General features: G+C 63.2%; 16 protein-coding genes. 4 read left to right on the forward strand and 12 right to left on the reverse strand.

The annotated features are described in order from the left end of the window. Positions 1–224 precede the first annotated feature (224 nt). From G520_RS0115770 to acnA, 5 genes are all read right to left on the reverse strand, one after another. Positions 225–662, reverse strand: a complete 438-nt coding sequence (locus tag G520_RS0115770; RefSeq protein WP_028536490.1) for a carboxymuconolactone decarboxylase family protein — start codon at positions 660–662, stop codon at positions 225–227. 106 nt (positions 663–768) lie between these two features. After that, positions 769–2190 carry a MocR-like pyridoxine biosynthesis transcription factor PdxR gene (gene pdxR / locus G520_RS0115775; protein WP_028536491.1) on the reverse strand — a complete coding sequence of 474 codons (1422 nt, stop codon included), beginning with the start codon at positions 2188–2190 and terminating at the stop codon, positions 769–771. A 42-nt stretch (positions 2191–2232) separates the two neighbouring features. Continuing rightward, positions 2233–3054: a siderophore-interacting protein gene (locus G520_RS0115780; protein WP_036666398.1), complete on the reverse strand. Its 822-nt coding sequence runs from the start codon at positions 3052–3054 to the stop codon at positions 2233–2235. Beyond that, positions 3051–3740, reverse strand: coding sequence for a PadR family transcriptional regulator (locus G520_RS23125; protein ID WP_084637671.1), 690 nt, complete (start codon positions 3738–3740; stop codon positions 3051–3053). Before G520_RS23125 ends, G520_RS0115780 begins: the two co-directional genes overlap by 4 nt. A gap of 82 nt (positions 3741–3822) precedes the next feature. After that, a complete protein-coding gene (acnA, locus tag G520_RS0115790) occupies positions 3823–6531 on the reverse strand; it encodes an aconitate hydratase AcnA (RefSeq protein WP_028536493.1) in 2709 nt (902 codons plus the stop codon). Positions 6532–6699: 168 nt separating this feature from the next. Here acnA and fumC point away from each other — a divergent pair, with 168 nt between their 5' ends. Both fumC and G520_RS0115800 read left to right on the forward strand, forming a co-directional pair. Further along, the gene (fumC, locus tag G520_RS0115795; RefSeq protein ID WP_028536494.1) at positions 6700–8091 is read left to right on the forward strand and encodes a class II fumarate hydratase; all 1392 of its coding nucleotides are present in this window, start codon (positions 6700–6702) and stop codon (positions 8089–8091) included. A gap of 256 nt (positions 8092–8347) precedes the next feature. After that, a complete protein-coding gene (locus tag G520_RS0115800) occupies positions 8348–8551 on the forward strand; it encodes a cold-shock protein (protein ID WP_028536495.1) in 204 nt (67 codons plus the stop codon). A gap of 69 nt (positions 8552–8620) precedes the next feature. Here G520_RS0115800 and G520_RS0115805 read toward each other — a convergent pair whose 3' ends face one another. Genes G520_RS0115805 through G520_RS23130 form a run of 3 tightly spaced genes read right to left on the reverse strand, consistent with a single transcriptional unit; the run spans position 8621 to position 12619 of the window. Continuing rightward, positions 8621–9958: a tetratricopeptide repeat protein gene (locus tag G520_RS0115805; protein WP_028536496.1), complete on the reverse strand. Its 1338-nt coding sequence runs from the start codon at positions 9956–9958 to the stop codon at positions 8621–8623. Continuing rightward, the gene (locus G520_RS0115810; RefSeq protein WP_028536497.1) at positions 9955–11796 is read right to left on the reverse strand and encodes a FecR family protein; all 1842 of its coding nucleotides are present in this window, start codon (positions 11794–11796) and stop codon (positions 9955–9957) included. Before G520_RS0115810 ends, G520_RS0115805 begins: the two co-directional genes overlap by 4 nt. After that, complete coding sequence (locus G520_RS23130) at positions 11780–12619, reverse strand: DUF6502 family protein (protein ID WP_036666399.1); 840 nt, start codon at positions 12617–12619, stop codon at positions 11780–11782. The genes G520_RS0115810 and G520_RS23130 overlap by 17 nt, the downstream gene beginning before the upstream one ends. 117 nt (positions 12620–12736) lie before the next feature. Between G520_RS23130 and G520_RS0115820 the strand changes: the two genes are divergently transcribed. Continuing rightward, positions 12737–13714, forward strand: a complete 978-nt coding sequence (locus G520_RS0115820; protein WP_028536498.1) for a VirK/YbjX family protein — start codon at positions 12737–12739, stop codon at positions 13712–13714. A 300-nt stretch (positions 13715–14014) separates the two neighbouring features. Here the strand turns inward: G520_RS0115820 and G520_RS23135 are convergent, their stop codons facing one another. The 4 genes from G520_RS23135 to G520_RS0115845 form a co-directional block, all read right to left on the reverse strand. Beyond that, positions 14015–15304, reverse strand: coding sequence for an HD-GYP domain-containing protein (locus G520_RS23135; RefSeq protein WP_156876988.1), 1290 nt, complete (start codon positions 15302–15304; stop codon positions 14015–14017). 122 nt (positions 15305–15426) lie between these two features. Next, complete coding sequence (locus G520_RS0115830; protein WP_028536499.1) at positions 15427–16659, reverse strand: acyltransferase; 1233 nt, start codon at positions 16657–16659, stop codon at positions 15427–15429. A 764-nt stretch (positions 16660–17423) separates the two neighbouring features. Continuing rightward, positions 17424–20264 carry a sulfide/dihydroorotate dehydrogenase-like FAD/NAD-binding protein gene (locus G520_RS0115840; protein ID WP_028536500.1) on the reverse strand — a complete coding sequence of 947 codons (2841 nt, stop codon included), beginning with the start codon at positions 20262–20264 and terminating at the stop codon, positions 17424–17426. Then, positions 20261–25249 (reverse strand): 2-oxoacid:acceptor oxidoreductase family protein, encoded by a 4989-nt coding sequence (locus tag G520_RS0115845; protein ID WP_028536501.1) that lies wholly within the window; start codon positions 25247–25249, stop codon positions 20261–20263. Before G520_RS0115845 ends, G520_RS0115840 begins: the two co-directional genes overlap by 4 nt. Between G520_RS0115845 and G520_RS0115850 the strand changes: the two genes are divergently transcribed. Next, the gene (locus tag G520_RS0115850) at positions 25231–25785 is read left to right on the forward strand and encodes a hypothetical protein (RefSeq protein WP_156876990.1); all 555 of its coding nucleotides are present in this window, start codon (positions 25231–25233) and stop codon (positions 25783–25785) included. The genes G520_RS0115845 and G520_RS0115850 overlap by 19 nt on opposite strands. Positions 25786–26343: the final 558 nt, after the last annotated feature.

Here is a 26343-nt window from a genome sequence, read left to right on the forward strand (position 1 = left end):
TATTCGATTCGCTGCATGCTGGGGGTGCTTTTTTTCGTAAATGTAGCGATGGAATTTGTCTTTCATCAATATCTAGTGTTTTTGCGCGAATGATACACCCTGTAGTGGCGGCAATTGCCTTGTGCTTCAATATCTTGTGTCACGACGGAAAGGCGGGGCTTGACAGGGCGGCGGGAGAGGCGGCCGGCAGGGGACCGGCCGCGCGAGTTTCGGGCTGCTGCGGCTCAGGCCGGCATCTTGCGGAAGGCGATGGCGAAACGGTTCCAGGCATTGATCGTGCCGATCAGCAAGGTCAGGTCGACGATCTGTTCCGGGCTGAAATGCGGGCTGACCGCGTCCCACACGGCATCGGGTACCCGGTCGGCCGCAATCAGGGTCAGTGCTTCCGTCCATTCAAGTGCCGCCCGCTCGCGCTCGGTGAAAAATGGCGTTTCGCGCCAGGCGACGACGGCGGCCAGCCGGCGCTCGCTTTCGCCGTTCTCACGCGCATCGCGGTGATGCATATCGACGCAGAAGGCGCAGCCGTTGATCTGCGAGGCGCGCAAGCGGACGAGCTCGGCTAGCGCCGGTTCGACCGTCGAGCGGGCAATTTGTTTTTCCAGTGCCCCCATGGCCGCATAGGCGGCAGGGCTGGCGGAGATGAAATCTAGGCGGGCTTGCATTGGGTTTTCTCTTTTCGGGCTGGGGCGCCTTATGGCGCGACATGGACAGAGTAAAACTGAAACTGGCCATATCATATGGCCAATTTATTCAATTTTTAGCTAGCCACTATGGTTGGCCTCCGTATCCGCCGACATGCGGCAGGATCGTCGCCAGTGTGCTCAGCGCCGCGTCGATTTCGTCGTCGGCCATGCCGCCATAGCCAAACAGCAGACCGGCTTGCGGCGGGCCGGCGCGGTAGAAGCCCGCAATGCCATACAGGCCAATCGACTGCGCGGCGGCGGCGGCGAGCAGGCCGCTTTCCGATATTCCGGGTTTCAGCATCGCACTCAGATGGATGCCGGCGATCGGAACGATGGGGGTCAGCCAAGGAGAAAGATCCTGCCGAAGGTGGCTCAACAGAATCTGTCTGCGCGTGCGATAGAGGCCATGCATGCGGCGCAGATGACGGGCAAAGTCCCCATCGAGCATGAATTTGGCCAGCGCCGTCTGTGTAAGGCTCGCGCTGTGCCAGTCGGCGAGTTGTTTGCTGCGGCGCAGGGAAGGATTCAGTGTGCGCGGCGGGACGAGATAGCCGATGCGCAACTCGGGGAAAATCGTCTTGGAAAAGGTGCCGACATAGACGACGCGGTCGGCGCGATCCAGATTTTTGAGCGCTTCCAGCGCCCGCCCCTCGAAGCGGAATTCGCCGTCATAGTCATCCTCTATGATGATGGCGTCCCGCTGCTGCGCCCACTCCAGCAGGGCGATGCGCCGCGGCAGGCTCAATGGCATGCCAAGCGGAAACTGGTGCGAGGGCGTGACGTAGACCAGGCGCGCCTGGGGGGGCAGATGGTCGACGACGATGCCCTCGTCGTCGACCGGGACGCCGACCACGGCGGCGCCGTGTGCTTCGTAGCAGGCACGGGCTGGCGGGTAGCCGGGGTCTTCCATCGCGACCACGTCGCCAGGACGCAGCACGATGCGGGCGATCAGGTCCAGCGCCTGCTGTGCGCCGTGAGTGATGATGATGTCATCGGGCGTGCAACTCAATGCCCGATGAAAGCCCAGATAGCGCGACACGGCCAGGCGCAGCTCGTCTTCGCCTGCCGGATCGCCGTAGTGGCCGCGGTCACGTGCCTGCACTCGCAAAGCGTGGTTGACGCAGCGCCGCCAGGCGGTAAATGGAAACACGCGCTTGTCGGTTACGCCGCCGCGAAACTCGAGCGAGTGCGCGGGGACGGCCTCCGGCTGCAGCCAGTCGCCGGCGCCATCCGCCGCGATGGCCGGATTCGGCACGGCGGTACGCGCGATCCCGGGGGCGACAAAAGTGCCGGCGCCCGGACGCGGGCACAAGAAGCCTTCTGCGCTCAGGCGCTCGAAGACGTCGAGCGTGGTCTGGCGCGATACGCCGAGCCGGTCCGCCAGTTCGCGTGACGACGGCAGACGCTCGCCCGCCGCCAGGCGGCCGTCGACGATTCCGGCGCGCAACTGGCGATAGATCTGGCCGCTCAGGTCGCGCCGACCCTCTAGTCGGAGATGAATGTCCATGCCGGTCTTCCTTGGCTGTGGCGTGGAAAGAAGCGCATCGTCTCAGCCATCCAGTGCCGTGTGCGAGGCGGCCGCCCCGCGTTTCCAGTAGCTGGCGACGCGGACGCGCGACTTGTCCAGGCCGCGCTCGTCGATCAGATGCGAGCGCAGTGCCTGCGCCAGTCCCAGTTCGCCGGCAGCCCAGGCATAGCCTTCGCCGGCGGGCAGATCGAGCTTGCGCAACGCGCAGAGCAGGGTGTCGGATGCGGCGTCCTGCGGGTCCCGGCAGACCCAGCGGATGTCGACGGCGGCGGCGCTGGGCAGGTCTATCCTGGCATCTTCGCTGTCGGTGTCGATCAGCACCAGAGCGCGCTTGCCTGCCGGCAGTTCCTCCAGACGGCGGGCTATGGCGGGCAAGGCGCTGAGGTCTCCCGCCAGCAGATGCCAGTCGAAAGCCGTCGGCACGATAAACGAACCGCGCGGGCCGCCGATACCGATGCAGTGGCCGGGCCGGGCTTGTGCGGCCCAGGTGGCGGCCGGGCCTTCGCCATGGAGCAGGAACTCGATGTCCAGTTCGCCGCTTTCCGCATCGAAACGGCGTGGCGTGTAGTCGCGGGCAATCGGGCGGGGGCCGTCGCCGCCGACGGCCGGGGTGCCGTCCGGGTTTTGCTCGGGCAGGTGCGGCATCGTCTCGCCCGGCAGGGGGAAAAAGATCTTGATGTGATCGTCGAAGGCATCCGATGCGAAGTCGGCCATATCCGTGCCGACGAAGGTGATGCGCAACTGGAGGGGGCTGAGCGCCCGGATGCGCAGCACGTGCACAAGGCGCAGTTTGAGTGGATGCCGTACCCGGCGCACGGCCAGCGTGTCAGTGCCGCCGCTCATGATGAAGCGCCTGTCTGGAAGGAGGAGGGCGAGCCGGATTCGATTTCGGCTGTTGCCCGCGCCAGGATGGCGGCAATGCGGCGCTGCTCGTCGGCAGGGGCATCGTCTCTAAGCAGCAAGGCCTTCTTTAACGCCCTGCGTGCGGCGACCAGTTCGGGCAGCCACGCCTCGGGATCGGCGGATGGGTCTTCGCCGGCATAGGCCCGGCGCACGCTATCCATCTTGCGCGCGATGTGGCTGAGTCGTGCCAGCATCAGTTGAGCGTGCTCGCGGTGAGCGGCCAGATAGTCGCGTCCAGCCGGCGCCAACCGGTAGCATTTGCGATTGCCGGTGGCTTCAACCGTGGCGTAGCCGACATCCTCCAGCCAGGTCAAGGCCGGGTAGACCATACCTGGACTCGGGCTGTAGAAGCCGTTCGAGCGGGCGGCAAGCAATTTGATGAGTTCATAACCGTGGCGCGGGGCCTCCTCCAGCAGCGCGAGCAGAAGCAACTGCAGATCGTCCGACGAAAACTTGCGTCCGCGGTGCATGCCCCCACCGTCGCCCATCCCGTCGCCGAAGCGGCCGTCGCCGAAAGGCATGCCGCCATCGTGGCGATGGTGGGATCCGGCCATCGCGTGCCGGCGGTCCGAATGGCGCCCATCTCCCGCGCGGCAGCGGTGGGCGGCGTGTTCATGATCGAACATGGTGAATCCTTATCTTAAGTTATGTCTTAAAATATATCTTAAGATAATATTCCGCTGAAAGCAAACGATAGCGGCAAGGGTGTCAGACCAGGCCGAGCAGCTCGCGCAGCACAAAAGGCAGAATGCCGCCGTGACGCAGGTAGTCGATCTCGACCGGGGTGTCGGCGCGAAGCCGCAGGCCGACCGCGTACCGCGAACCATCCGGTCTTGTCACGTGCAGGACCACATCCTGCTGTGGGTGCAACTCGCCGCTCAAGTCCGGGATGTCGAAGCGCTCGTCGCCGACGATGCCAAGCGAGGCCGCGCTGTCGCCATCCTTGAACTGCAGCGGCAACACCCCCATGCCAACCAGATTGGAGCGATGGATCCGTTCGAAGCTGACCGCGACGACGGCACGAACGCCGAGCAGGCGGGTGCCCTTGGCGGCCCAGTCGCGGCTGGAGCCGGTGCCGTATTCTGCGCCGGCAAAGATCAGCGTTGGCGTCCCTGCAGCCTGGTAACGACCCGCCGCATCATAGATGGGGAGTATCTCGCCGCCCGGCTGGTGGCAGGTCAAGCCGCCTTCGATGCGTGCCCCGTCGGCTGCCGGCGCGAGCATCAGATTCCGGATGCGGACGTTGGCGAAGGTGCCGCGCACCATCACTTCGTGGTTGCCGCGCCGCGATCCGTAGCTGTTGAAGTCGGTCTTGCCTACACCGTTCTCGCGCAGCCAGGCGCCGGCCGGCGAATTTTCGTCTATCGAGCCCGCCGGGCTGATATGGTCGGTCGTCACCGAATCGCCGAACAGGGCTAGCGCGCGCGCGTCCCGGATATCGTCCACGCCGGGGAGTTCCGGGACGAAGGCGTCGAAGAAAGGCGGCGCCGAGATATACGTTGATGGTGTCCACGCGTAGGTCGTGCCGATGACGGATGGAATCGCATTCCACAGCGGATTGCCTGTGGCGAAGTCCCGGTAGAGCGTGCGATAGGTCTCAGCATCGGTGGCGTCTGCCAGCGCGGCGCCGATTTCGTGGCTCGAAGGCCAGATGTCGGCAAGCATGACCGAGCTCCCGGCGCGGTCGGTGCCCAGCGCTTCTCGCGTCAAGTCGATGTCGACGTTTCCTGCGATGGCCAGGGCGACGACCAGGGGCGGACTCATCAGGAAATTGGCTTTGATGGCCGGGTGTATCCGCGCTTCGAAATTGCGATTGCCCGACAGCACGGCCGCGCACACCAGGTCGTGACGGGCGATGGCGTCCTCCAGCCCCGGGAGCAAGGGGCCGGAATTGCCGATGCAGGTGGTGCAGCCATAGGCGACGACATTGAAGCCCAGAGTCTCGAGGTCGCCCAGCAGGCCGGCACGTTCGAGATAGTTGCTGACGACGCGCGAGCCGGGGGCCAGCGATGTCTTGACGCGGGCGTTGACCGTCAGGCCAAGCGCGACAGCCTTGCGCGCAAGGAGACCGGCCGCCAGCATCACGCCGGGGTTGGAGGTGTTGGTGCACGAGGTGATGGCCGCGATCAGCACGTCGCCGTGTCCGATATCGCCGCCTGCCTGTTCCGGCAGCGGGTGCCGTTGTCCAGGCGAGTGCTCCGTCATGCCGTAACCGCCCGCGGAAAGCGGCAGTTGCAGCAAATGCTCGAAAGTACGCCCGAGTTCGGGCAGGGCGATACGGTCCTGCGGTCGCTTGGGACCGGCGACACTGGGCCGGACCGAAGCCAGGTCGAAGTCGATCACGGCACTGTAGTCGATCTCGCCTGTGCGCGGTATGCCGAACAGCCCCTGTGCCTTGAAGTAGGACGCAAAGGCATCGATGTCCGCCTCCTCGCGGCCGGTGGCGCTCAGATAGGCGACTGTCGCCTCGTCTACCGGGAAGAAGCCCATGGTCGCGCCATACTCGGGTGCCATATTGGCCAGTGTCGCGCGGTCGGGGACTGCCAGCGAGGCGGCGCCGTCACCGAAAAATTCGACGAACTTGCCGACGACCTGTGCCAGGCGCAGGCGCTCGGTGATGTGCAATACCAGGTCGGTGGCCGTACAGCCTTCTGACAACCTTCCGTGCAGATGAACGCCGACGACATCTGGCGTCAGCAGATAGAGCGGCTGCCCCAGCATGCCGGCTTCGGCTTCTATGCCGCCGACGCCCCAGCCGACCACGCCCAGCGCATTGATCATGGTGGTATGCGAGTCGGTGCCGACCAGGGTGTCGGGGTAGGCGACACCATCCTTGTGCAGGATGCCGCGCGCCAGATATTCGAGATTGACCTGGTGCACAATGCCGATGCCGGGAGGGACGACGCTGAAGGTGTCGAAAGCCTGCATGCCCCATTTGACGAAACGATAGCGTTCGGCATTGCGCCGGAACTCCAGTTTCATATTGAGATCGAGCGCATCGGCGGACTGTGCATGGTCGACTTGTACCGAATGGTCCACCACAAGCGCAACCGGGACGCGCGGCTCCACGATTTTCGGGTCCTTGCCGAAGCGCACGGCCGTGTCGCGCATGGCCGCGAGGTCGCAGAGCAGGGGGACTCCGGTGAAATCCTGCAGTACGATGCGGCCCGCGATGAAAGGAATCTCGGCGCTGCGTGGTGCATGGGGTTGCCAATTCGCGAGTTCGCGCACATGGTGTGGTGTGATCTTGTGTCCATCGCAGTTTCGCAACAACGATTCGAGGACGATGCGGATCGAAACCGGCAAGCGCGAGAGTCGGGGATTCTCCCTCTCCAGGGCCGACAGGGCGTAGTAACGCGACGTTGCGCCGCTGGCCAGGGTGAAGGATTGCAAGGCGCCGAACATATCATGAGACATGGTGACCTCCGATGCGATTGCGCGTCGCCGGTCGGCGGCGTGGGACGATGAGAATAAACCCGTCGCGACGGAAATGAGACAGCTGGGGTGCTCCCGGCCGCACGGGAGAATGATTCGCGTTTATGCTTGCCAGCATCGCACCGTATGAGGAGAAGATCAATGAAAACAATGAAGACGACCCGGACGGAACGGGATTCCTTCGGGCCTGTCGAGGTTCCGGTCGACAGGCTGTGGGGGGCGCAGACGCAGCGCTCGCTCGCTTACTTCTCCATCTCGCGCGAAACGATGCCGGAGGAGATCGTGCTGGCGCTGGCGATGGTCAAATCGGCTTGCGCGAGGGTCAATCTCGAATTGGGGCTGCTGCCCGCGGCCCTGGCGGACGTGATTGTCGCGGCTGCCGAAGAAGTGCGGGTGGGTTTGCACCGCGGCGAGTTTCCCTTGTCGGTCTGGCAGACGGGGTCCGGTACGCAGAGCAATATGAATATGAATGAGGTGCTGGCCAATCGCGCATCCGAGCTGCTGGGGGGCGAGCGTGGCGGCGGCAGGCTGATTCACCCGAACGATGATGTCAATATGGGGCAGTCGTCGAACGATGTCTTTCCCACGGCCATGCATCTGGCGACGGGGCTGGCGGTGGTGGGCACTCTGCTGCCCGCTCTGGACCGGCTGCAGGCGACGCTGCATCGCAAGGCGGAACAGTTCGCCGACATCGTCAAAATAGGGCGCACGCATTTGCAGGATGCGACGCCGCTGACACTGGGGCAGGAGTTTTCAGGCTATGCGGCGCAGCTGGAGCAGGCGCGGGCCTTGATTGATGCGGTTCTGCCTGCCATTTTCCCGCTGGCCATCGGGGGTACCGCCGTTGGAACGGGCCTCAACACCCATCCGCGCTTCGGGCAGGCGGTGGCCGAGCGGCTGGCCGAAGTCAGCGGCCTGCCTTTTGTCAGTGCTCGCAACAAATTCGCCGCCCTGGCCGCCAACGATGGGCTGGTTGCCGTGCACGGCGCCCTCAAGACGTTGGCGGTGGCGCTGATGAAGGTCGGCAACGATGTGCGCTGGCTGTCCTCTGGGCCGCGTTCGGGGCTGGGGGAGATCGCGATTCCGGAGAACGAGCCGGGGAGCTCCATCATGCCGGGAAAGGTCAATCCGACCCAGTGCGAGGCGCTGACCATGGTGTGCGCCCAGGTGATGGGCAACGATGTCGCTGTCGGTATCGGCGGCGCGAGCGGGAATTTCGAACTCAATGTGTTCAAACCGCTTATCGCGCACAATGTGTTGCAGAGTATTCGCCTGCTGGCGGACGGCATGAGCAGTTTCGAGGCGCATTGCGTGCGCGGTATCGTAGCGCGGCGCGAGCGCATCGCCGAGCAGCTGGAAAAATCCTTGATGCTGGTGACCGCGCTGGCCCCGCATATCGGCTATGACCATGCGGCCGAGATTGCGAAACAGGCTCACGCGACGGGCTCCACCCTGCGCGAAGCGGCGCTGGAATCGGGCTATGTGAGTGCCGCACAGTTCGATGGCTGGGTGCGGCCTGAGACCATGATTCACAGCGAGTAGGCGTGTTTTGTAGGGAGTGCTTGCACTCCTTTTCGCCGTGCCTTACGCTTACACCACTTATCACGGTTTCGCGGCGATTCGATGGCGAAATCCCGTGCGGCGGCAACGCTGAGCGGGGCAGGCCAAAGCCGTTTCGGCCGATGATCGTGGGGTAAGCGAAATTCCTTTATATATGTAGTAGTTGGTGTATACTATAGTAATGGACGTCAAAATCCATTGAGCGTTTGCTCATTTCAACACACAGGACAGATACGCAATGGCAACTGGTACCGTTAAGTGGTTCAACGACGCTAAAGGCTTCGGCTTCATTACCCCGGACGAAGGCGGTGAAGACCTGTTCGCGCACTTTTCCGCGATCAATTCTTCCGGCTTCAAATCCTTGCAAGAAGGCCAGAAGGTCAGCTTCGACGTGACCACCGGCCCGAAAGGCAAACAAGCTTCGAACATCAAGGTACTGTAAACCATACAGTTCTGGCCTTGAAAAACCCGGTGCATACCGGGTTTTTTTGCGTTCTGCCCCCCGCAATCCCTACTTTCCCAGTTCGTAGCTCAGAACCAGATTGCAATCCGCTCGGTGGTAAGCGTAGAGCGGGATGGTGGAATGCTGCTTTGATAGCGTCAATTGAGTGCGCAGGCTGAAGCCATAGCGCAATCCTACCGATATTCCCGTGCCAGCCGTATCCAGCGTATCTTGCCGCGTCCTCTGAAACGTGGGGTCGGGTTTGGCGTAGCGGCTGTTCATGCGTTCCACCCATGCATACCACTCGGCTTTGCCGAATACTTTGCCGTTGGCCGACAGGCGCAGGCTGACGACATCGCGATTGCCATCCGAATGATGCGGGCCGGTTTGATCGTGCCCGCCGAGCAGGGAGGCGCCGAAGGTGGTCCTGCCCAGCGGGACGGTCGCCGCCAGGGTAAGCAGCTGCTCGCTGAAATTGTCGTCGTCCGCCTTCGTTCGCAGGGTGTTGTAGCGCGTGACATTCCATGCCACGACGGGTTGCCAGGGCGAGATCGGCGCCGGTCTCCACTCGAGGCTTCCTCCGGTGGCGGTTCGCGTCATGTCTTTGCCTTGCATCAAACGGTCGGACAGCGCGCCCAGCGACCAGATGCCGAGTGCGCCTTCGTCGCGGTCGTATCGTGCCGTGACGGTGTATTCGTCGGTCGTCGCGATCGGCAAGCCGTCGTAGCGGCGCTCGTTCTTCGTTGCGGACAAGGACAGTGCCGACCTGGTCGACGTATCCCAGCGCCCTTCGGCGTGGAGCAGTCCGGAGCGATAGGAGGCGGATCGCTGTCGCGAAGCTGGACTCAGGGTGAAGAGGGTGTTGCCGAGCGATGGAACCGAAATCGTGCTGTCATAAGGGGCCAGCGTCGCATTGCTGTCATGGCCGACGCCGCTTTCGAGTGTCGTCTGCCAGTGAAATCCGGCTTCGGCGACGGGGAGGGGGGCGTACCGCTTGGCTGTCATCGCCTGGCGCGCCATGCGGGCAGCGTCGGGGTCGCCCAGCTCCCGCCATGCCTGCGACAAGGCGCGCCAGGCCGCCTGATCGTCCGGGTCCAGGGTTGTCGCCCGTTCCAGTGGCGCCAGCGCCGCTGCCGACTGGCCCGAGGCTAGCAGCGATTCGCCGAGCACGCGGTCGAAGCGCGGATTTGAAACGCAGGAAGCCTCGTGCGGTCGCAGGCCGGCGACGACCTGTGTCAGCCGCCCGAGACGCCAGTCCGCTTCGACCTCGTCCAGTGCGCTTGAGCAGACATCGGCATGGGCAGCGGCCGCCGACAAGGTTCCGCACAGTGCGAGCCAATACCGCAAGGGTGGCTGAAGCCGCCCATTCGTGCCGTGCTGCCCGCTTTGGGGCAGGCGCAAACTCATGGGCGCGCGACCACGGCCGCTCCCGCGGCCGATTGCCCGCTACCGGTCTGCAGGCCATAGCTGGTGATGATGCCTTTGCCGTTATTGCCGATAATGATGCCGGAAGCGGTGCCGGTTGCGCTGCCGCTGCCGCATCCCTCTCCCTGGCATGTCCCCGTCAACGCCATCTTGCCGGCGCGGAAAGCGGACAGACTGATTGCCCCGTTGAACTGCGCATCCCAGGTTCGCGATTGTGCATCTGTGGCATTGATCTGATACGAGGTAATGGCGGCGTTGCCGCCGAAGCGGACACCGATGCTCAGGGAGTTGACCTGGCCGCCGATACCGCCGCTTTCGTCGCTCAACATCGTGCCGCCGATCAGTTGCCCGAAGGTGGCGGTCCCGCTCAGGCTGGACAGTACCGAGCGCGGGGTTGCCCCCTGATCGGCATAGGCAAAATGGTGAAAGTCGTAGGATTTCACTGCACCGGAGTTCGGATCGACCACGGCGGTGGCACCGTACAGCCCCCATATCACATCGATGCCATCCACTGTGGCATAGCCCAGGTCATACAACGGCGAGTTGTCCTGACTCTGGAAGTTGAAGCCGTTGTGGGTGTCTGCGGCAGCGACCGGGATGCCCCAGTCGGGGTCCAGCACGATGAGCGAGCCATTGCGCTTGCGGCTGATGGCCCCCCCGGCAACAAGAATCGAATTGCCAATGTCCTGGCTGACGCCGACATAGGCCGAGCCTTCCGGCGCAACCGTGCTCAGATCGAAGTTCTTGTCTATGCTCTGCAGTGGCTTGAGATAGGTGGCGGCCTCTGTGTCGTCGACGGGTGCCACTGTATTCTTGTTGCCACTGCTCCAGGCCGGCGTTGTCATTTTGACCAGGGCCGACGGCAGATGCGGCAGGCGCATCGGTGCGCGGCCGATTGCGGGGACGAAGCCGATTTCCTGCGGCGCCAGCTCCAGGCGCTGGCCTGCGCCGAGCAATACGGTCCCGCCGGAGAGGACCCGGTTATAGGTTCCGGCCGGTACGCCCGGAAGCGGGTTCGGGATGTGGAACACTTCGTGCACCGTGCCGCGGATGCCGATATCGGTCACGGGGGTATGCAGTGCATACAGGGCTTTGTGCAGATGGCCGATCTCGCCAGTCGTTGCGCGTATGCTGCCCCAGTCCAGTGTCGCCGAAAAGCGTTCGCTGCCGTCCATCGTGCTCGGCAAGACGAAGGCATCCAGCTGCAGGCGGCTTTCCGCACGAATGCCTATCTGCCCGCCATCCGCCATGGTCAGCTGGGCGAGGCTGGCCTGTCGCGTCTCGATGGCATCGCCTGTGCAGACGGGGTCGCCGGCATTCAATGTGCGGCTGAAGCCGTCCGCGCGTTGCGCAAGTACGGTGCCATGGGCGAACAGAACACTGCCGGCCAGCGCGGGGCGTACCGCTGCGCCGGTGCCGCCGATTCCTCCGCTGCCGGTCGCGGCGACCTGCGACGCACGAAGCGCCTTGCCGGTGCCGCCGATTCCTCCGCTGCCGGTCGCGGCGGCCTGCGACTCGCGAAGCGCCTTGCCGGCGCCGCCGATTCCTCCGCTGCCGGTCGCGGTGGCCTGCGACTCGCGAAGCGCATCGCCTATGCCGCCTTTGCCCTGGACTACCGTCGACGAGCCGGCCGTCCGGGGGGGAGCACCGGTGCCGCCGATTCCGCCGCTGCCCGGCTCGCCGCGGATCAAGGTCACCGCATGCGTGCCCGGGGCGAATTCGCAAAAATCGGTGGCTGCCGCCTGCTTGCCGGCGGCCACCAGCCACAGCGCCAGGCTGGCGGCGCGGGCGAGGCGGCGCAAGTCAGCGTTCATCTTCATGTTCGGACTCGTGATAGAAATACATCCCGAAATTGAAGCGTTGGCTGTCTGCCGCGTTCGAGTCCGTGCGGGTTTCAAGCATCTCCCGGGCCAGCCGGTTGATTTCCACCAGGGCATCCATCGCGCGCTCTTGCGCGAGCGCGCGCAAGAGCGCGATCTGGTCCGGGCTCAATCCATCGTAGAACACGCAGCGTTCGATAAAAGGAGAGGGCGACTGGCGCAAGTTGGCGCCAATCGCGGCCAGGTGGTCATGGATGTTGCGGCCCATGAATTCCAGTTTATCGTCGCGCGCGGTGGAGGGCACCGCGCTCGCCACCTGCAGATGGACGTCGTCGTGCTCATCGAGCGTCACGATGCCGGCGTGCAGCCATTCATCGAGCAGGGAGCGCGGGCGGATGTCCTTGCCTGCCGACTGCACCAGCGTCTCGAACGATAAGGACTGACCTTCGCGTGGAAAGCGCGGCAGCGGCAGCGGCTGCCCGCACGCATCGCGGTAGCGTTCGTCGCCGGTCCAGCACCCGAGAACCTGGGCTGCCAGTGGCGTCTCGAACGTCATTTTCTGCTGGTTCATGCCGTCGCGCAGACGCTTGATATCCTTGCGGTGCACCCCGGTCAAAAGACTGATGCGGCTGTCAGTCTGTGCCTTGCCCTGCAGCTTGAAGTGGCGGTCTGCTACCTGGACATAGGTGGCCTTCAATAATTCGACCAGCGACGGCAGGCCGACGCCATGGTCCAGCAGGAGGCGGACCAGCGGGCGCAACATCCGTTCGAGTGTGACAACGAAGCGTTGTCTATCGGGTGGCGGGGACAGAGAGTCGGGCATCGATTGGCGTCGCTGACAGTATGGCAGTGAGTATATCACCGTACGGGGGAAAATTTCCCACCCTATCGCGCCAAAGTGTGGGAAAATTTCCCACGTCACGATGCGATGGAGGGAAGCATGCTGCGCACTATCTGGAATACGGCCCGTGTCTACGGGCAGGCACAGAGCGATGGCAAGAGATTCAGGCAGGCCAAGTTTCTGTTGCGTGCGTTGCTTCAGTATTCGCATTCGGCGCTCTGGTTCCGTTTTCTGGCCTCCGAGCCCGAACTGGCGACGGTAGTGCCCAGACAGCCGCAATGGCTGCACAAATTGCAGCGCCCGTATCTGTGCGTCGATTTCAATACCGCCGACAAGCTTTGCCTGCTGCGCCGTCACTACGTCTTGTTCCACTCGCTGTTCTCGCCGCCGTTGCGGCAGCATTTACTGGGCGAGCGAGCGGTACCGCTGGCGCGATTTGCGGGCAAGAGCGGCGAGTTCTATCTGATCGAGCTGGCACTGACGCACACGATGGACAAAGAGGGCGAGCTGATGCTGAATCTGGTCTGCGCCCGTTCGCAACAACGGCTGGTGACGCTGGCTTTCAGCCTCGGTTGCGACGACACCGGCGACAGCCGGGTTCTGCTCGGGTGCCTGCAAGGGCCGCAAGGGACGGACGGGCGCGAGCGCTTCCGCGAGGTGACCAGAGACCTCTACGGGATGATGCCCAAGATCCTGATGGTCAAAGCGCTGTGCATCATCTCTCGCCTGCTGGGAATCCGGCATCTGCTGGCGGTGAGCAATCGAGGCCATGTCCATAACCGCCGCGGCTACTCGGCGATCCGTTCAGACTACGACGCGGTGTGGAGGAGCTTGGGGGGCATGCCGGCGGGGCCGCATTTTTTTGCCCTCGACAGTCGCCTTCCCGCGCGCGATCCGGCCACGGTCCCGTCCGCCAAGCGCGCGCAATACCAGCGGCGCAAGGCGCTGGAAACCGAAATCGAAGCCCAGTTCGTTCTGAACGGCGGCTTTTGCACGATAGCGCCGCATCGGGCCTTTTCGCGTGCGGGCAGCGATGCTTCCCGTGTTTTGAACCCCGTTGCACCGGCATGCGTGTGATGGCGGGCTCACCGGCGAGCGAGTGTGCCGATCCGCCGAAGCGGGAGCCTCCGCTTGCCCGGGTACGCTTTCTGGCTGCCGCCCTGCTGTGCATCCTGGCGTTGTCGGCGTTGATCGTGTGCGGGTGCCATCCCCCTGCGCCGCATGGGCCGTCCGGCGTGCACGCCATCTGGCGGCTGGGTGTACGGCATTGGTCTGCGCCGCCGCCGCGGTGAATCCCGGAACGGCGGCCAGGAGGATGGGGGCGGTGTATCGCCTTGCATGCCGCGAGCGGATCGGGGCCGCCTTGACCACGCCCGGCTATTTTCGATCAGGGGCGTGCCCGACCGGGCGCGCTGCTGCGACGGGCCGAGCCGCCGTCATCGCCTCCTGTATCGAAGCCCCCGCGATTTCCACGATGTCGCCATCCACACGGCCCTGGCCGGCCAGCGTGCGCAGGAAGGCGAGGATTGCCTCGCCGTTCATGCCCTCGCGATACGGACGGTCTTGCGCCATGGCCTGGAAGATGTCGGCCACGCGCAGCAGGCGCGCTTCCAGCGGCAGTGCCGCGCGGGTGACGTGAAAGGGGTAGCCGTTTCCATCCGGTTCTTCGTGATGGTAGGCTGCCCAGCGCGCGATGTCTTCGAAGCCGCGAATCGGGCGCAGGATTTGGTAGGTTTCGAAGCTGTGGGCATTGATCAGCTTGCGTTCCCTGTCGTCAAGCGGTCCCGGTTTTTCCAATACCTCGTCCGGAACGCGCAGTTTGCCGAGATCATGCAGCAAGGCCGCAATTTCGAGCCGGTCGCAGCGCTCGGCATCCAGTCCCATGCGTTGCGCGAGCAAGCGGGCCAAGCGCGCGACACCCAGCGAGTGCTGCGCGGTGAACGGGCTCTTGGCATCGACGATGCGCGAAAAAATCGTGGCCAACTGCTTGAGTTCCGCCATCGTCGCGGCGCAGCGACGGCCCTGTGCCTGGCGCTCGAGCAGAATCGCCGCGATCCCTCGCGGCTCGAGCTGCAGCCAGAAGGCTTCGCAGGCCGACGCAGCGAGGAAGGCGTCGACCAGGGCGGGGGCGAAATAGGTTCCCGAGCGCTCGGCGATCGACTCGCGCAGTGCTGTCGCCTGCATCAGTATTCCCCCTGTCGCATAATACGGCGCGGCCTGAGCATCGACGCGGTCGACCAGATAGATCAGATTGGCTTGTTCCGCTTCCTGCGGTGTCACACCCGGCATGCATGCCAGTTTTTCCCAGCGCGTGTGGTGATGCAGGACCGGTGCGGCCAGCGAACTGAGCGGAGCGAAGCCGCGAAGCAGGGCAGCCCCTGTCGCGCAGTGGTCCTGCGAGCCTTCCCAGTCGAATTCTGCGACCAGATGCGCATGAACGCGCGTGGACGATACGCCGATATCGTGCAACAAGCCCAGATCGAACAAACGCTCCTGTTCGTCGCCAGAGCGCCCCAGTGCCCGCCCGCAACCGGCGGCCATGATGCCGACACGCTTGCCGTGGCCGACGTCGTCGACACCGACCAGATCGAGCGCGTCGGAGAGAGCGAAAATGACATGGCGCAGATCGACATCGATAAGAACCTCGTCAGAGGGGGAGGCGGTCATGGCGGTTCTCTCCTGCATGGCGGGTGGCGCTATCCGTTTGGATTCAGCCAACGTCTGGCAATAGGTTTCCGTCATTCAGTCTAGTCCAGTCTCTATCGTTTGCCGCGCATCGCGCCCGTTTCTCATGTGCCGTCAGGCATGCCATCGCAGGCGGCGGCAAGGTGAAATAGCGCGTTCTCTTGCCCGAGCTGCCGGGCCGTGGCCAGAAGATCCAGCGGCAGCGTTACGCTGAGGTGCGGATTCACGCGCCCCCCGGCGGTGCCGAAGGTAATGATGCCAAGATAGGGAGCCATGGCGGCGTGCGGGTGTTCGAGCGCTTCCAGCATGCTGTCCCGACCGAAGCGGATGGCGGGGTAGTCGAACTGGCTCCAGTTCGACGTCAATACAATGGACGGGTCGGACTGGATACGGTGAACGACGCGATCGGCGTTGTCAGTATGCTGTTCCAGCTGCCGATACCAGTTCAGTATGCGGCTCAAGTTGGATCGCCCTCGGCGCGCGACCAGGCGCCGTATGGCGATGGCGAGATCGAGGACTGTCATCTTGCGGATATCCGCACTGGCCATTTCACCTGTGGTGATCGACGCGATGATATTACCGATAGTGCTGTCGTCCAATCCAATGGCATGACGCATGTCGCATGCCATTTCGAGTCGACTGTAGTTTAGTGATCGGTCCTCGGCGTGGATTTTAAGCAGCACGGCATTAATGATGTCGTTGCTGGACACAGGGCTTGCTGCATTATTGCGAAGCACAGTGATGGCGGCGGCATCGAATTGAAGATCGCAGCCTTGCGCCGGCCGCACATTCCGCGCGTCGTGGTCATCCGCGCAGGAGAGGGGGCGGCACAGAAATCCGAGTTGTTCGCCCTGCGCGAGAAAGTCGTCTCGACAGTTGCAGTCGCATTTGTCCCCGTCTTCCAGCAAGGATAGGGTGTCGACCAGAACCGGCTCGGGCAGGCCGTCCGCCGCTTCGTTGTAATGGCGCGCCAACGATTTGAAAAAATACACCAGGCTGGACTGATCGATGAAAGCATGGTTGAAGAAATAGCCGATGGCGAATCCGCCCGGAAAGTGCGTGAGCTTCAGGTACAGCATCGGCAGGCCGTCGACGCTGCCATCCGGGTGCAGCACCCGGCTGTCGATGGTCTGCGGCAACAGTGCTGCTGTATTTTCGATCGCGCCTTGCGTCGATCGTTCGAGGCCGACATGGCTGTCTGCTTCGCCCCCGCGATACTCTGCATGGATGTTGCCTGAGCGCTCGCGTAGCGTGGAGAACAGAAAGTCGAAGGACTGTAGCGAACTCTCCAGCGCAACCAGGAAACGGGCCTCATCGATTACACCTGAAAATTTCAAGACACCCGACGGGTAGAACGTACTGAAATATTTATCATGGGAATTAAGCTTGCGGGTAAATTTATTTACAGCAGGTGAGTATATTTTATATGGCATATTTATCCAGTGCTATTAATTCTATATCGCGACCGATCGGATATTTTTATCGGCAATGAACGGGAATGTCGAAATGGGACTGCCGCCGATTTAAGGGGTTCCGCCATGGGGGGCATAAAGTGGGCATCCGGATTTATTTGTGTCTGGCATCGTAGAGAACGATGCTGGCTCTACCGCTTGACGACAGGCACGACAGGAAGGGCTTCGATCATGGCGATGCAGATCTGGATAGCGGGCTGAAACGGACCGCCAGGCGGCACAAGGAGAAGGTGGGGGGCGACCTTTGTCTCAGTCGCTAACGAGACAGGCGTCGAAGTTCCCGTCTCCTACCGTTTTAACTCCCCCCCGCGCAGTCAGTTGGCTGCCGGGGGGGCGTGTGGGCTCGTCGCCCAGGGTTCGCTTCATCCCGGCTTTGGGAGGAGGGATTGAACGACGGCACGGAACCAGATACACCGCTGAGGATTTTGCGCGATATGGGACGCCCTTTTCGCTTGTATGCCGGGATTGGCACTCCGCCTGGCGCAACTGCCCGGGCATCCGGAGTTGCCGGATTCATGCGCGACTGATGCCGGGGGCGCATGCCCCCGACGGGGTGGTCACATGACCGCCCCGTCAGGTCGAGTGCCGCACCGTGCACGGCCGGGGAGGTGCGCTTCCCCGGCCCTCGGTCAGGCCAGGTCGTGTCGTTCCAGGCTTTCATGCTCCTGTTTCTTGAATTGATTGAAGCGCGGCAGGAATTTGTCCCAGTCTATGATATGCGCGTCCAGTTCCGGGCCGTCGACACATGCATGCTTGCGCACCATCTTGCCGTCCACGGTCACCGGCACCATGCAGGCGCCGCACATGCCGGTCGCATCCACCATGATGGAGTTGAGGCTGGCCACGGTCCTGACGCCATAGGCGAGCGTCAGGTCGCTGACGGCACGCATCATCTGCGGCGGCCCTATGGTCACCACTTCGGCGACTTCGCGTCCCGAGCCCTGTGCATTGGCGTCCAGCATGTCTTTCAAGGGGCCGGTCACAAAGCCCTTGATGCCGAAACTGCCGTCATTGCTGGTGTAGACAAGATCCAGCTTGTCTCCGAACTCGGTCTTGAGGCGGCCCATGCGCTCGTCCGTGCCGGTCCAGAACTGCAAGCTGGCATTGCGGAAGCCCGAGATCAGCGTCGCATGGTTGCCGAGCCGCAAATGCTCGCGCAGGATCGGGTACACGGGTGGCAATCCGACGCCGCCGGCGGTGAAGACCACCGTTTTTTCGCCCTCGTAGCGGTGCAGTGCACTGGGAAGGCCCAGCGGTCCGGCGATGCCGGCGAAGGCCTCGCCGACGACCATCTTGTTGATCTCGATGCTGCTGCTGCCGACCCCCTGTATGACGAGACAGATGGTGCCGGCTTCTGCATCCCAGTCTGCCAGCGTCAGCGGGATCAACTCTCCGTTCGGCCAGGCCAGCAGGCGAACGAACTGGCCAGCGCGTGCCGTTCTGGCAATCAGCGGCGAATGTACGGTGAACTCCACGATGCCGCCCGCCAGCTCAACCTTGTTCAGGATGGTCTGCGGGGCCGCGCCGAGGTCGGTGTAATGCCCGGCGGCGGCGACGAGCGCACGGATTGCGTCGGGTGACAGATCGATATCGCCGACGATTTCGCGTGCGGCGGTCTGGCCGTCACCCGCCGCCCGGATGGCGGTCGAACCGCCACGGGTGGCATCGCCGCCCGAGAACACCCCTTCGACCGACGTGCGCTGCGAACCGCCGCCGACTTCGATGGTGCTCCATCTGGTCGTTTTGAGCGTGGGCTCCGAGTCCTTGATGATGGGGTTCGGCGTATTGCCGAGCGCCATGATCACCAGGTCCACGGCCATCGGTTCGGTTTTGCCCGTCGTTACCGGGCTGCGCCGACCCGAGGCGTCGGGCTCGCCTTGCGCCATGATGTCCAGCAAGGCGTGGGTGACGAAGTGGGTTTTTTCGTCGCCGACAAACTCGTATGGCGCGCGCAGCACTTTCAGTTCGATGCCTTCTTCCAATGCGTGATGCAACTCCTCGACCCGCACCGGCATTTCGGCCTGCGTGCGCCGGTAGACGATGGTGACCAGCCCGCCCAGACGGCGCGCAGTACGTGCCGAGTCCATGGCGGTGTTGCCGCCGCCTATCACGATGATGCGCTTGCCGCGCGTTTCCGGCAGCGGCGTTTCATAGTCTTCGCGCAGGCCTTGCATCAGATTGACCCGGGTCAGAAACTCGTTGGCCGACATGACATTGAGCAGGTGCTCGCCCGGCACGTTCATGAAGCGCGGCAGGCCGGCACCGGTGCCGACGAAAATACGCCAGAAGCCGGCCTGCTTGAGGTCCTGAATGGTCGCCGTCTTGCCGACCACGAAGTTGGACACGAACTTGCCGCCGAGCAGCTTGATCTTGGTGACGACATCGTCGATCAGTTCGTTGGGCAGCCGGAACTCGGGGATGCCATAGCGCAGGACGCCGCCGAGCGCATGGAATGCCTCGAAGACCGTGACCGGAAAACCTTCCGACGCCAGCAGGTAGGCATTGATCAAACCGGCTGGGCCGGAACCGACGACGGCGACCGGCGGCTTGTCCGCTTTTTGCCACGGATCGGGAAAGCCGGCATAGCGGGTGGCGAAAGCATCCGGGTTGTTCATTTTTTCGCGCTGCGGCAGATACCATTCGATCTGCCCGATCTCGATCGGCTGCTTCTGATGAGCGCAGACCCCCTGGCATTGCAGTTCCTGCGGACAGACGCGGCCGGTGACATTGGGCAAGGGGTTGCAGTTCTCTATCAACTCCATCGCCTGGCGGAAGCGGCCGGTGCCCAGCAGCTCCAGCATCTGCGGGATGTGGATCTTGACGGGGCAGCCGCCTTTGGGTTCGGCGCGTCCGGCGACGCGCAGCCCGAGCTCGCACGGCTTCTCGTCGCATTGCTTGTCGCGCAAGGCTTCCAGCCAGACGAACATCTCGACTTCGCGCGCGGTGAAGCCGAGGTTCATATAGCCGAGGTAGCCCTGATTCACCAGGCCGAAGTCGTGCGACCGCTCTTCCGCGTCGCGCATGTATGGCGGGATGCAATTCTCGGCCGGCCAGTTCTCCGACAGTCCTTTGAACAGCGGGTAACGATCCGACAGGTGCAGATCGATGGCGCGGATGAATTTGCGCTTGAGCTTGAGCGGAACGTCCCAGACAAAACGCATCAGCAGCTTGCTGGTGTCGTCGTCGCGCAGCATCAGGTCCCACATCGTGCCGATGAAGCCCGCGCTCAGTTCGTCCTGCTGAAACTCCCAGACGATCGCGTGCGTGCCATCGGCGATGAACATGTCGCGAAACGCGGCGGGCTCGTTCAGCAGGCGGCGGCGCAAAAGCGCGAGCTGCTTGTGAAAGATGCCGACCGCTTCGGACTGTTCCAGGTCTTCGATCTGCGAACGCGTGCTCTCCATCGCATTGCGCGCATCGAGATAGCGTTGAAGATCGTCCTGGTTGAAAGGCATGGATTCGGTGCTCATCGAATGATCTCCGCGTCGCAGTTGGCCGACACCCGCTTGATGCGTGCGAGCAGTTCCGGTGTGGCGACAATCCGCTCCAGCGCGCCGGGGATCAGCCGTGCGACTTCGCGGCTTTCTCCGTCAACGACGATGCGGGTCTTCTCGAACAGCTCCGGCAGGTCCTGATGGCAGGTGTTGCAATTGGTGCACTTCGCCTGATCCGCTTCATCGAAGATCACCAAGGGTCTTGCCGCACCCTTGTTCTCCGTAACGGGGGCGGAAGCGGGAGCGGAGCCGCCCGCCACAGGCTGAATGGGGATGGTGCCGGCGGTCGGCGCTTTGCTCGAAGCGGCCAGATCGGCCATCGCGCGGGCGATCGAGTCGAGAGATGCATCGCGTTGCTGCACCGAGTCCCGCAACTGGCTTTGCAGTGCGTCCAGGCTGGCGCGATGTTCGGCACTCAACCGGGCGACATGCTGGCCATCGAGGTATTGCAGCAGCTGCCAGTTGCGGCGGCGTTCCTCCACCAGTTCGACCACGTGGCTGGCCGGGGCCAGGCGTTGCAGCCGCTTTTTCGAATCGGTCGTGTAGATGAACGGCGTCTTGCCGCTGCGCGCCTCCGCGCTCAGATCGATGTACTCTTCGATCGGCACCAGACCGGCTTCGTCGCCGGCCAGCTTGCGGAACTGTTTCTTGAAGCGGTTTTCGCCGATGGCGAAGTGGGCCGGGGTCAGCGGTATTTCAAGCAACTGCAGCTTGCCGTCCGCGTCGATGTATTCGAGCGTGGTGCGGGTCCAGGTCTTGTCCGGATCGGGGTTGCCTTCGAGCGAGAACCACTCGTGCAGCGTCTTTCCGCGCCGCGGGTCGTGCACGAATACCGGGTTCATCCGGCTCTCTACCGCGAGTCGCGACTGGTGGGCCGAAGCGCGGTCCGCGATGCCATGCTCGCCCTGACAGGGGGTGTAAACGTCCAGTACCGCCGGCCCGTCGCTATAGCCGAGGAAGGCCATCGTGTTCTTGAGGAAGTGTCCCTGCAGCGCAGTGCTGGTGGAGCACACGAACACGTTGGGGTGGAAGGAGGCGATCACCCCGAGTTCCTTGCGCGACTCATGCTTGCCGTGGTGCGCGCTGCCAAAGCGCGCGAGGTCGGCATCCTGGCCGAGGAAGCTCGACGTGGAGGCCTGGCCGCCGGTGTTGGAATAGGCTCCGGTATTGAGCACGAGCACCTTGACCGGCGTGCCGCTCGCCATGATGCGCGACAGCGCGCCAAAGCCGATGTCATAGGTGGCGCCATCGCCGCCTATCGTCATGACCGTCGGCATCAGCCCGAGTTCTTTCTTGCTGAACTGGCCCCAGTTGAGATAGCGCAACTCCCTGTCGTGCACCTCGGGCTCGTAGGCATCGTCGAGTTCGAGCCGGGCGAGCCGCAGCGCACGCACATCGGGCACGGTCTGCGCCGAGATGCCTTCGAAGATGCCCTTGGCCAGCGGCTGCGCGTCCTGGAACAGGCTGTTGACCCAGGGGTCGTTGTAGGCGTTGAAAGGGAAGGTCGAGGCGTAAACGCTGCTGCAGCCGGTGCTGTTGGCTATCACGGTGCCGGAAGGTCCGTTGCCGGTCGGCCCGCTCTCGTACCGGTAGAGCCGCGATTCGAGCGTGGCGATGAAGCCGTCTATGCGGTGCGCGCGTTCGGTTTCCGTCGCCGCCAGTGCGGCGCGCTTGGCATTCAGCCCGGCGATCAGCGTTTCCAGTTCGGCGATGTGTTCTCGCCGCCGCTTGCTGGACAGCGCGTGACTGGTCGCCATGACCAGGCGGATCGCCGTCACTTCGCCGCAGCCGCGACAGCCGCCGTGGCCACCGGTGGTCGAGTAGTAGTTGTCGTGATCGAGCAGCAGGCGCTTGATCTCGCCTCCCGGCTCGATGGCGTCGTCGACGAAACGGGCGGGGGTGTTCGGCAGGGCGCTCATGAAGTCGAAGCGCCCCTGCAAGGTCGTCTGCAGCGTCGCGCTCTGCTCGTGGGCGACCAGTGCACCCGGCCCGCAGACATCGACGCATTCGAGACAGCCCGTGCATTTCCAGGGGTCGACGGTCACGGCATAGAGTCCGCCGCCGCCGACGCCCGTTTTTTCCATCGCATCGAAGAAGGGGCGGGTGCGGGCGACCGGGTAGGCGGCCAGCAAATCGACGAGGCGGCTGAAGTTGCCGAGCAGGGTGGCCGACGGGGCCGGGATGGAGGCGGCGGCCACGGCGACGCGTTCGTGGAAGGCCCCGCCATCCTTGCTATGGCGGTAGGACTCGCGCACGGCCTCGCCGATGCCGTAGACCCGTGCGCGCATCGCCTCGCGCTGGGCTTCGCCGATATCCAGTTTGCGAATGCCGGTCAGCAGTACGTCATGGATTTCATGCACCGTATTCGGTATCGCCGCATCCGGGCAGACCAGCGTGCACTCCATGCAACCCGTGCATTGCTCCGGGTCGAAGAGCGGGACCACGCGGCGGAACAGGCCCTTGTCCTTGGAGCCGGCCGTGCCGGCCGGCATGAACAGACCCGTGCCGGGCAATACCGGCGCTTCGCCCAGCGCCCCCTTGCGGAAGGGGGCCGCGACCATGTCTTCGTAGTAGTCGCGGTCGAACAGGCCGCCGCAGCTGGAAGAACCGGCGGTCTGGCACATGGCGGCCGAGAGCGACACAGTGGCGATGGGAATGGCGACCGGGCGGCTTTCCAGCCCGGCAAAGGCGGCGGATTCATAGTCGATGCGGCGGGTGGCTTCTATCCCTTCGCAGATGACTTCCATATTGCCTTCGATCACGGCAGCGCCCTTGGCGCCGAATTTCTTGCTGATCTGCTTGCGTACCTTGTCGAGGATGACCGCCGCATCTGCGCCGGCGGACACTTGCGGGACATGGCCCGCTACGGCCCCGATGAAGGCGATGCCCATCATGCGCGTGGCCAGCTCCGGCGTCGGTGCATGCTTGCTCGCGACGGCAAAGGCATCGATCACGAAGAAATTGATCTTCTTGTCGCGAATGGTTTTGCGCGCGGCTTCCGGCAGGTCCTGCCACACTTCTTCCGGGGTGGCGTTCGACTGCATGATGAAGGTGCCGCCGGCGGCCAGTCCGTGCAGCGGGTTGGTGTGGCTGAATGCCTTGTGGTCGGGCGAGATGACGATCTCGACGTCTTCGAGCTCGGCATTGGTGATCTTGATCGGCTCGGGACTCAGCGTGATGTAGTAGTTGGTCGGTGCGCCGCTTTTTTCGGAGCCGTATTTAGGCGCCGACTTCGAATGCATGCCGAGCACGCCGGCCAGAATGTCGGTCAGCAGCTTGCCCGAGGCGATGGTGCCGTAGCCGCCGACCGAATGAAAGCGGACGCGGAAAGCAGTGGGAGGCAGCAGGCGCGGATTATCTTCGGTATCCAGCGCCATCAGTTCTGTTTCGGGGTAGGCCGCCTTCAGGCGGGCTTGCAACTCGGCCATGCGCGGCGAGGCATCCCGGGAGAAAAACTGCGAACCGAGGTAGACCAGCGGTGCGCCCTTGCCGTCGACCATATTCCTGAACGCGGCGATCAGGTGCCGGGGCTGCAAGTCGTGGCCACCGAGACCGAAGATGGCCGTGGTGAGCCTGGGCATGGCTTCCAGGGCCGGAATGCCCGCATGACGCGGCTGATCGGCGTTTTCGCGGGCCTTGAACAGGGCCTGGGTGACGAAGCTGGTGAGCGCGGTCTGGTCCGAGCGTTCCAGCACGGTCACGGCCTGCTTGCCTTTCAGTGCGGCAACGAGCTCCGCTTCGGGGAAGGGCTGCAGCAGCTTGATCGCGACGAGGCCGACCTTCTGGCCTTTGCTGCGCAGATACGTGACCACGGCTTCGACATCGTCGGTCACCGAGCCCAGACCGACCATGACGGTTTCTGCATCATCGCACATGAAGGTATGCACCGGCGCGTAGCGGCGACCGGTCAGTTCCGAGTACTCGGCCATGGCCTCGCGCACCAGGGCGGGCACCGCGCTCGCGAAATGGGTGCGATGATCGACCGAACCTGCCTGGAAGTCGGGCTGGTTCTGTACCGGCCCGGTCAAGCCCGGGTTATTGATGTCGACCAGCGCCGGCACCCGCTGGCGGGTCCCTTTGGCATGGGCATTCTGCCATTGGCGCCGCCATGGCGCGTGCAACTCCGCAGGCAGCCACTCCAGCGTCGGCGCCAGGAGCGCACCGGCCGCGTCGTCCTCGATGGCGCTGTCATGGCTGTCCAGGTAGGCGTCCAGGCTGGTGCGTCCGGGCGCGGCGATGTCGTCGCCATGCCGCGCCAGATACGTCTTGAGCTGTGCCACGCGACCCTTGGAGCCGAACAGCATCTCTTGCGCCACCGTCGGCGCCTTGATATAGGCCGCCGGGTCGCCGATGAATTCGGCCAGCAGCTCGGGTTCCGGCATTCGCGCGCCGCTGAGCATGTGGCTGGTCGAGAAACCGTCCATCGCGTTGGCGACCGGGATCAGCGACAGCGCCGCCGTGCGGTAGGCGATGGCGGCCAGGTCGGCCGCTTCCTGCGGGTTGGCGCCGAACAGGATGGTGTAACCGGACGACAAGAGTGCGTAGACATCGTCGTGCCCGGCCATGACGTTGAGCGAATGCTTGGAGACGACGCGTGCCGCCACTTGCAGGACAAAGCCGCCGACTTTTTTGCCGACGGTGACGTAATGGGATTCGAGCGCGTACAGGATACCCTGGCTGGACGAGGCGTTCGAAATGTATTGGCCGCCGGTCAGCGCCGCACCCAGCGCCCCGCTTTGCGCCGAATGCTCGCCCTCCGGGCTGAAGAAAAACGGGTGCTTGCCCCAGACGTTCATGCTGCCGTCGGCCCGGGCGGCCTCGAACAACTCGGCGATCTCGGTGGAGGGGGTGATAGGGTAACCGATGACGCCGCCGCAGACATGATTCATGACATGGGCCACTGCGCCGTTGCCATGGATGACACAGGGGATGCCGGGGTATTTTGCTTGATCGACTTTCATTTGATGATGTGTCCGAAGGATGGGTAAAAACTGAACCGCACATCCTCGAAGACGCCCGGACCGCCAGCCCCCAGTCTGGTGCCGGTCGTATCCCCGAGTCTCTGGACCCGCATGCTTCCCTGTGGGCGGGGTTCCAGACGGCGATCATGGGTACACCTGTTCGCTTTGAACCGATACCGGGGAGGTTTGCCTCCCACAAATATAAAGCGCCCGCTGGCGGGATTGCCGCCGCGGTCGCCCAGGAGAGTTTGCGACCCCCTGATCTTTTGGCTACTGGCTACACCCGTAGTTTTCTCCATAAAAACTTCGTAAACGCTACCACGCACCCCGATTATTTTCAATTGAGTTTTTATAAGGGAATGCAGGGTTTTCAAACGATATGGACAGATGTGCTTTTGGGTTTGAAAAGCATGCTATGTCTTGTCGTCAGCCTTCTTGACCTATTTGCCTTGCAACGATTTTTCATGTTTTTTTCTGGTGCATTGAACCTGGCGGTGCGATGTTTTTTTTTAATTGAAATGGCCACTGCGAGATAAATAAATATACACCCACAAATTTTGTTTTTTTAATAAGTTTCAAGATAAAAATAAAAACATGCAATGCCTGCTTTGATGAGGTAAGGCTTGCGGAAGGGGGAGGTAAAGGGTAATTGTCCGTAGCCTTGTTCGGCGGGCTCAGCCCAGCTGATGCCTGGTCGTTCTTTGTGTGAAAAAGGACTTCATTTCTTAAAAAACCATTTCAACTATATGGTTATGGAGAATGGCAAGATGGTGGGGGGGGCTGGCGTCCCGGGTTTCGCGAACCGGGCGCGGCGCTGCAGCGGCCATTTTATTCGCAACCCATATCGCATGACCGGTCTGCTTCAATCCGCTGCGAACGCCCGCTCTGCCGTCCTGCCTGGGTTCTGCCATGCCTCCGGCGTGGGGACTCACGTTCGCTGCGGCGGCCTTTTTTGCAAAATGGCGGGGCTGGGTTTAATCGCCGCGGCCAACGGCGGGCATCGTCCACGGCTGCCGCGAGCCTGTCTGCTCGAGACCCGTCCCGCGATGGCCGGGTGTCAATACCGGTCTGGATATATATCAATGGGTGTCGCC

This window comes from Paludibacterium yongneupense DSM 18731, from assembly GCF_000422925.1.
Taxonomy (GTDB): domain Bacteria; phylum Pseudomonadota; class Gammaproteobacteria; order Burkholderiales; family Chromobacteriaceae; genus Paludibacterium; species Paludibacterium yongneupense.

Excerpts from the sequence above, each read along its gene's own strand:
- G520_RS0115800 (WP_028536495.1), top strand. The coding sequence starts at position 8,348 with ATGGCAACTGGTACCGTTAAGTGGTTCAACGACGCTAAAGGCTTCGGC.
- G520_RS0115805 (WP_028536496.1), bottom strand. The coding sequence starts at position 9,958 with ATGAGTTTGCGCCTGCCCCAAAGCGGGCAGCACGGCACGAATGGGCGG.
- pdxR (WP_028536491.1), bottom strand. The coding sequence starts at position 2,190 with ATGGACATTCATCTCCGACTAGAGGGTCGGCGCGACCTGAGCGGCCAG.
- G520_RS23130 (WP_036666399.1), bottom strand. The coding sequence starts at position 12,619 with ATGCCCGACTCTCTGTCCCCGCCACCCGATAGACAACGCTTCGTTGTC.
- G520_RS0115840 (WP_028536500.1), bottom strand. The coding sequence starts at position 20,264 with ATGAGCACCGAATCCATGCCTTTCAACCAGGACGATCTTCAACGCTAT.
- G520_RS0115845 (WP_028536501.1), bottom strand. The coding sequence starts at position 25,249 with ATGAAAGTCGATCAAGCAAAATACCCCGGCATCCCCTGTGTCATCCAT.
- G520_RS0115810 (WP_028536497.1), bottom strand. The coding sequence starts at position 11,796 with ATGAAGATGAACGCTGACTTGCGCCGCCTCGCCCGCGCCGCCAGCCTG.
- acnA (WP_028536493.1), bottom strand. The coding sequence starts at position 6,531 with ATGTCTCATGATATGTTCGGCGCCTTGCAATCCTTCACCCTGGCCAGC.
- G520_RS23125 (WP_084637671.1), bottom strand. The coding sequence starts at position 3,740 with ATGTTCGATCATGAACACGCCGCCCACCGCTGCCGCGCGGGAGATGGG.
- G520_RS23135 (WP_156876988.1), bottom strand. The coding sequence starts at position 15,304 with ATGACCGCCTCCCCCTCTGACGAGGTTCTTATCGATGTCGATCTGCGC.
- G520_RS0115820 (WP_028536498.1), top strand. The coding sequence starts at position 12,737 with ATGCTGCGCACTATCTGGAATACGGCCCGTGTCTACGGGCAGGCACAG.
- G520_RS0115770 (WP_028536490.1), bottom strand. The coding sequence starts at position 662 with ATGCAAGCCCGCCTAGATTTCATCTCCGCCAGCCCTGCCGCCTATGCG.
- fumC (WP_028536494.1), top strand. The coding sequence starts at position 6,700 with ATGAAGACGACCCGGACGGAACGGGATTCCTTCGGGCCTGTCGAGGTT.
- G520_RS0115780 (WP_036666398.1), bottom strand. The coding sequence starts at position 3,054 with ATGAGCGGCGGCACTGACACGCTGGCCGTGCGCCGGGTACGGCATCCA.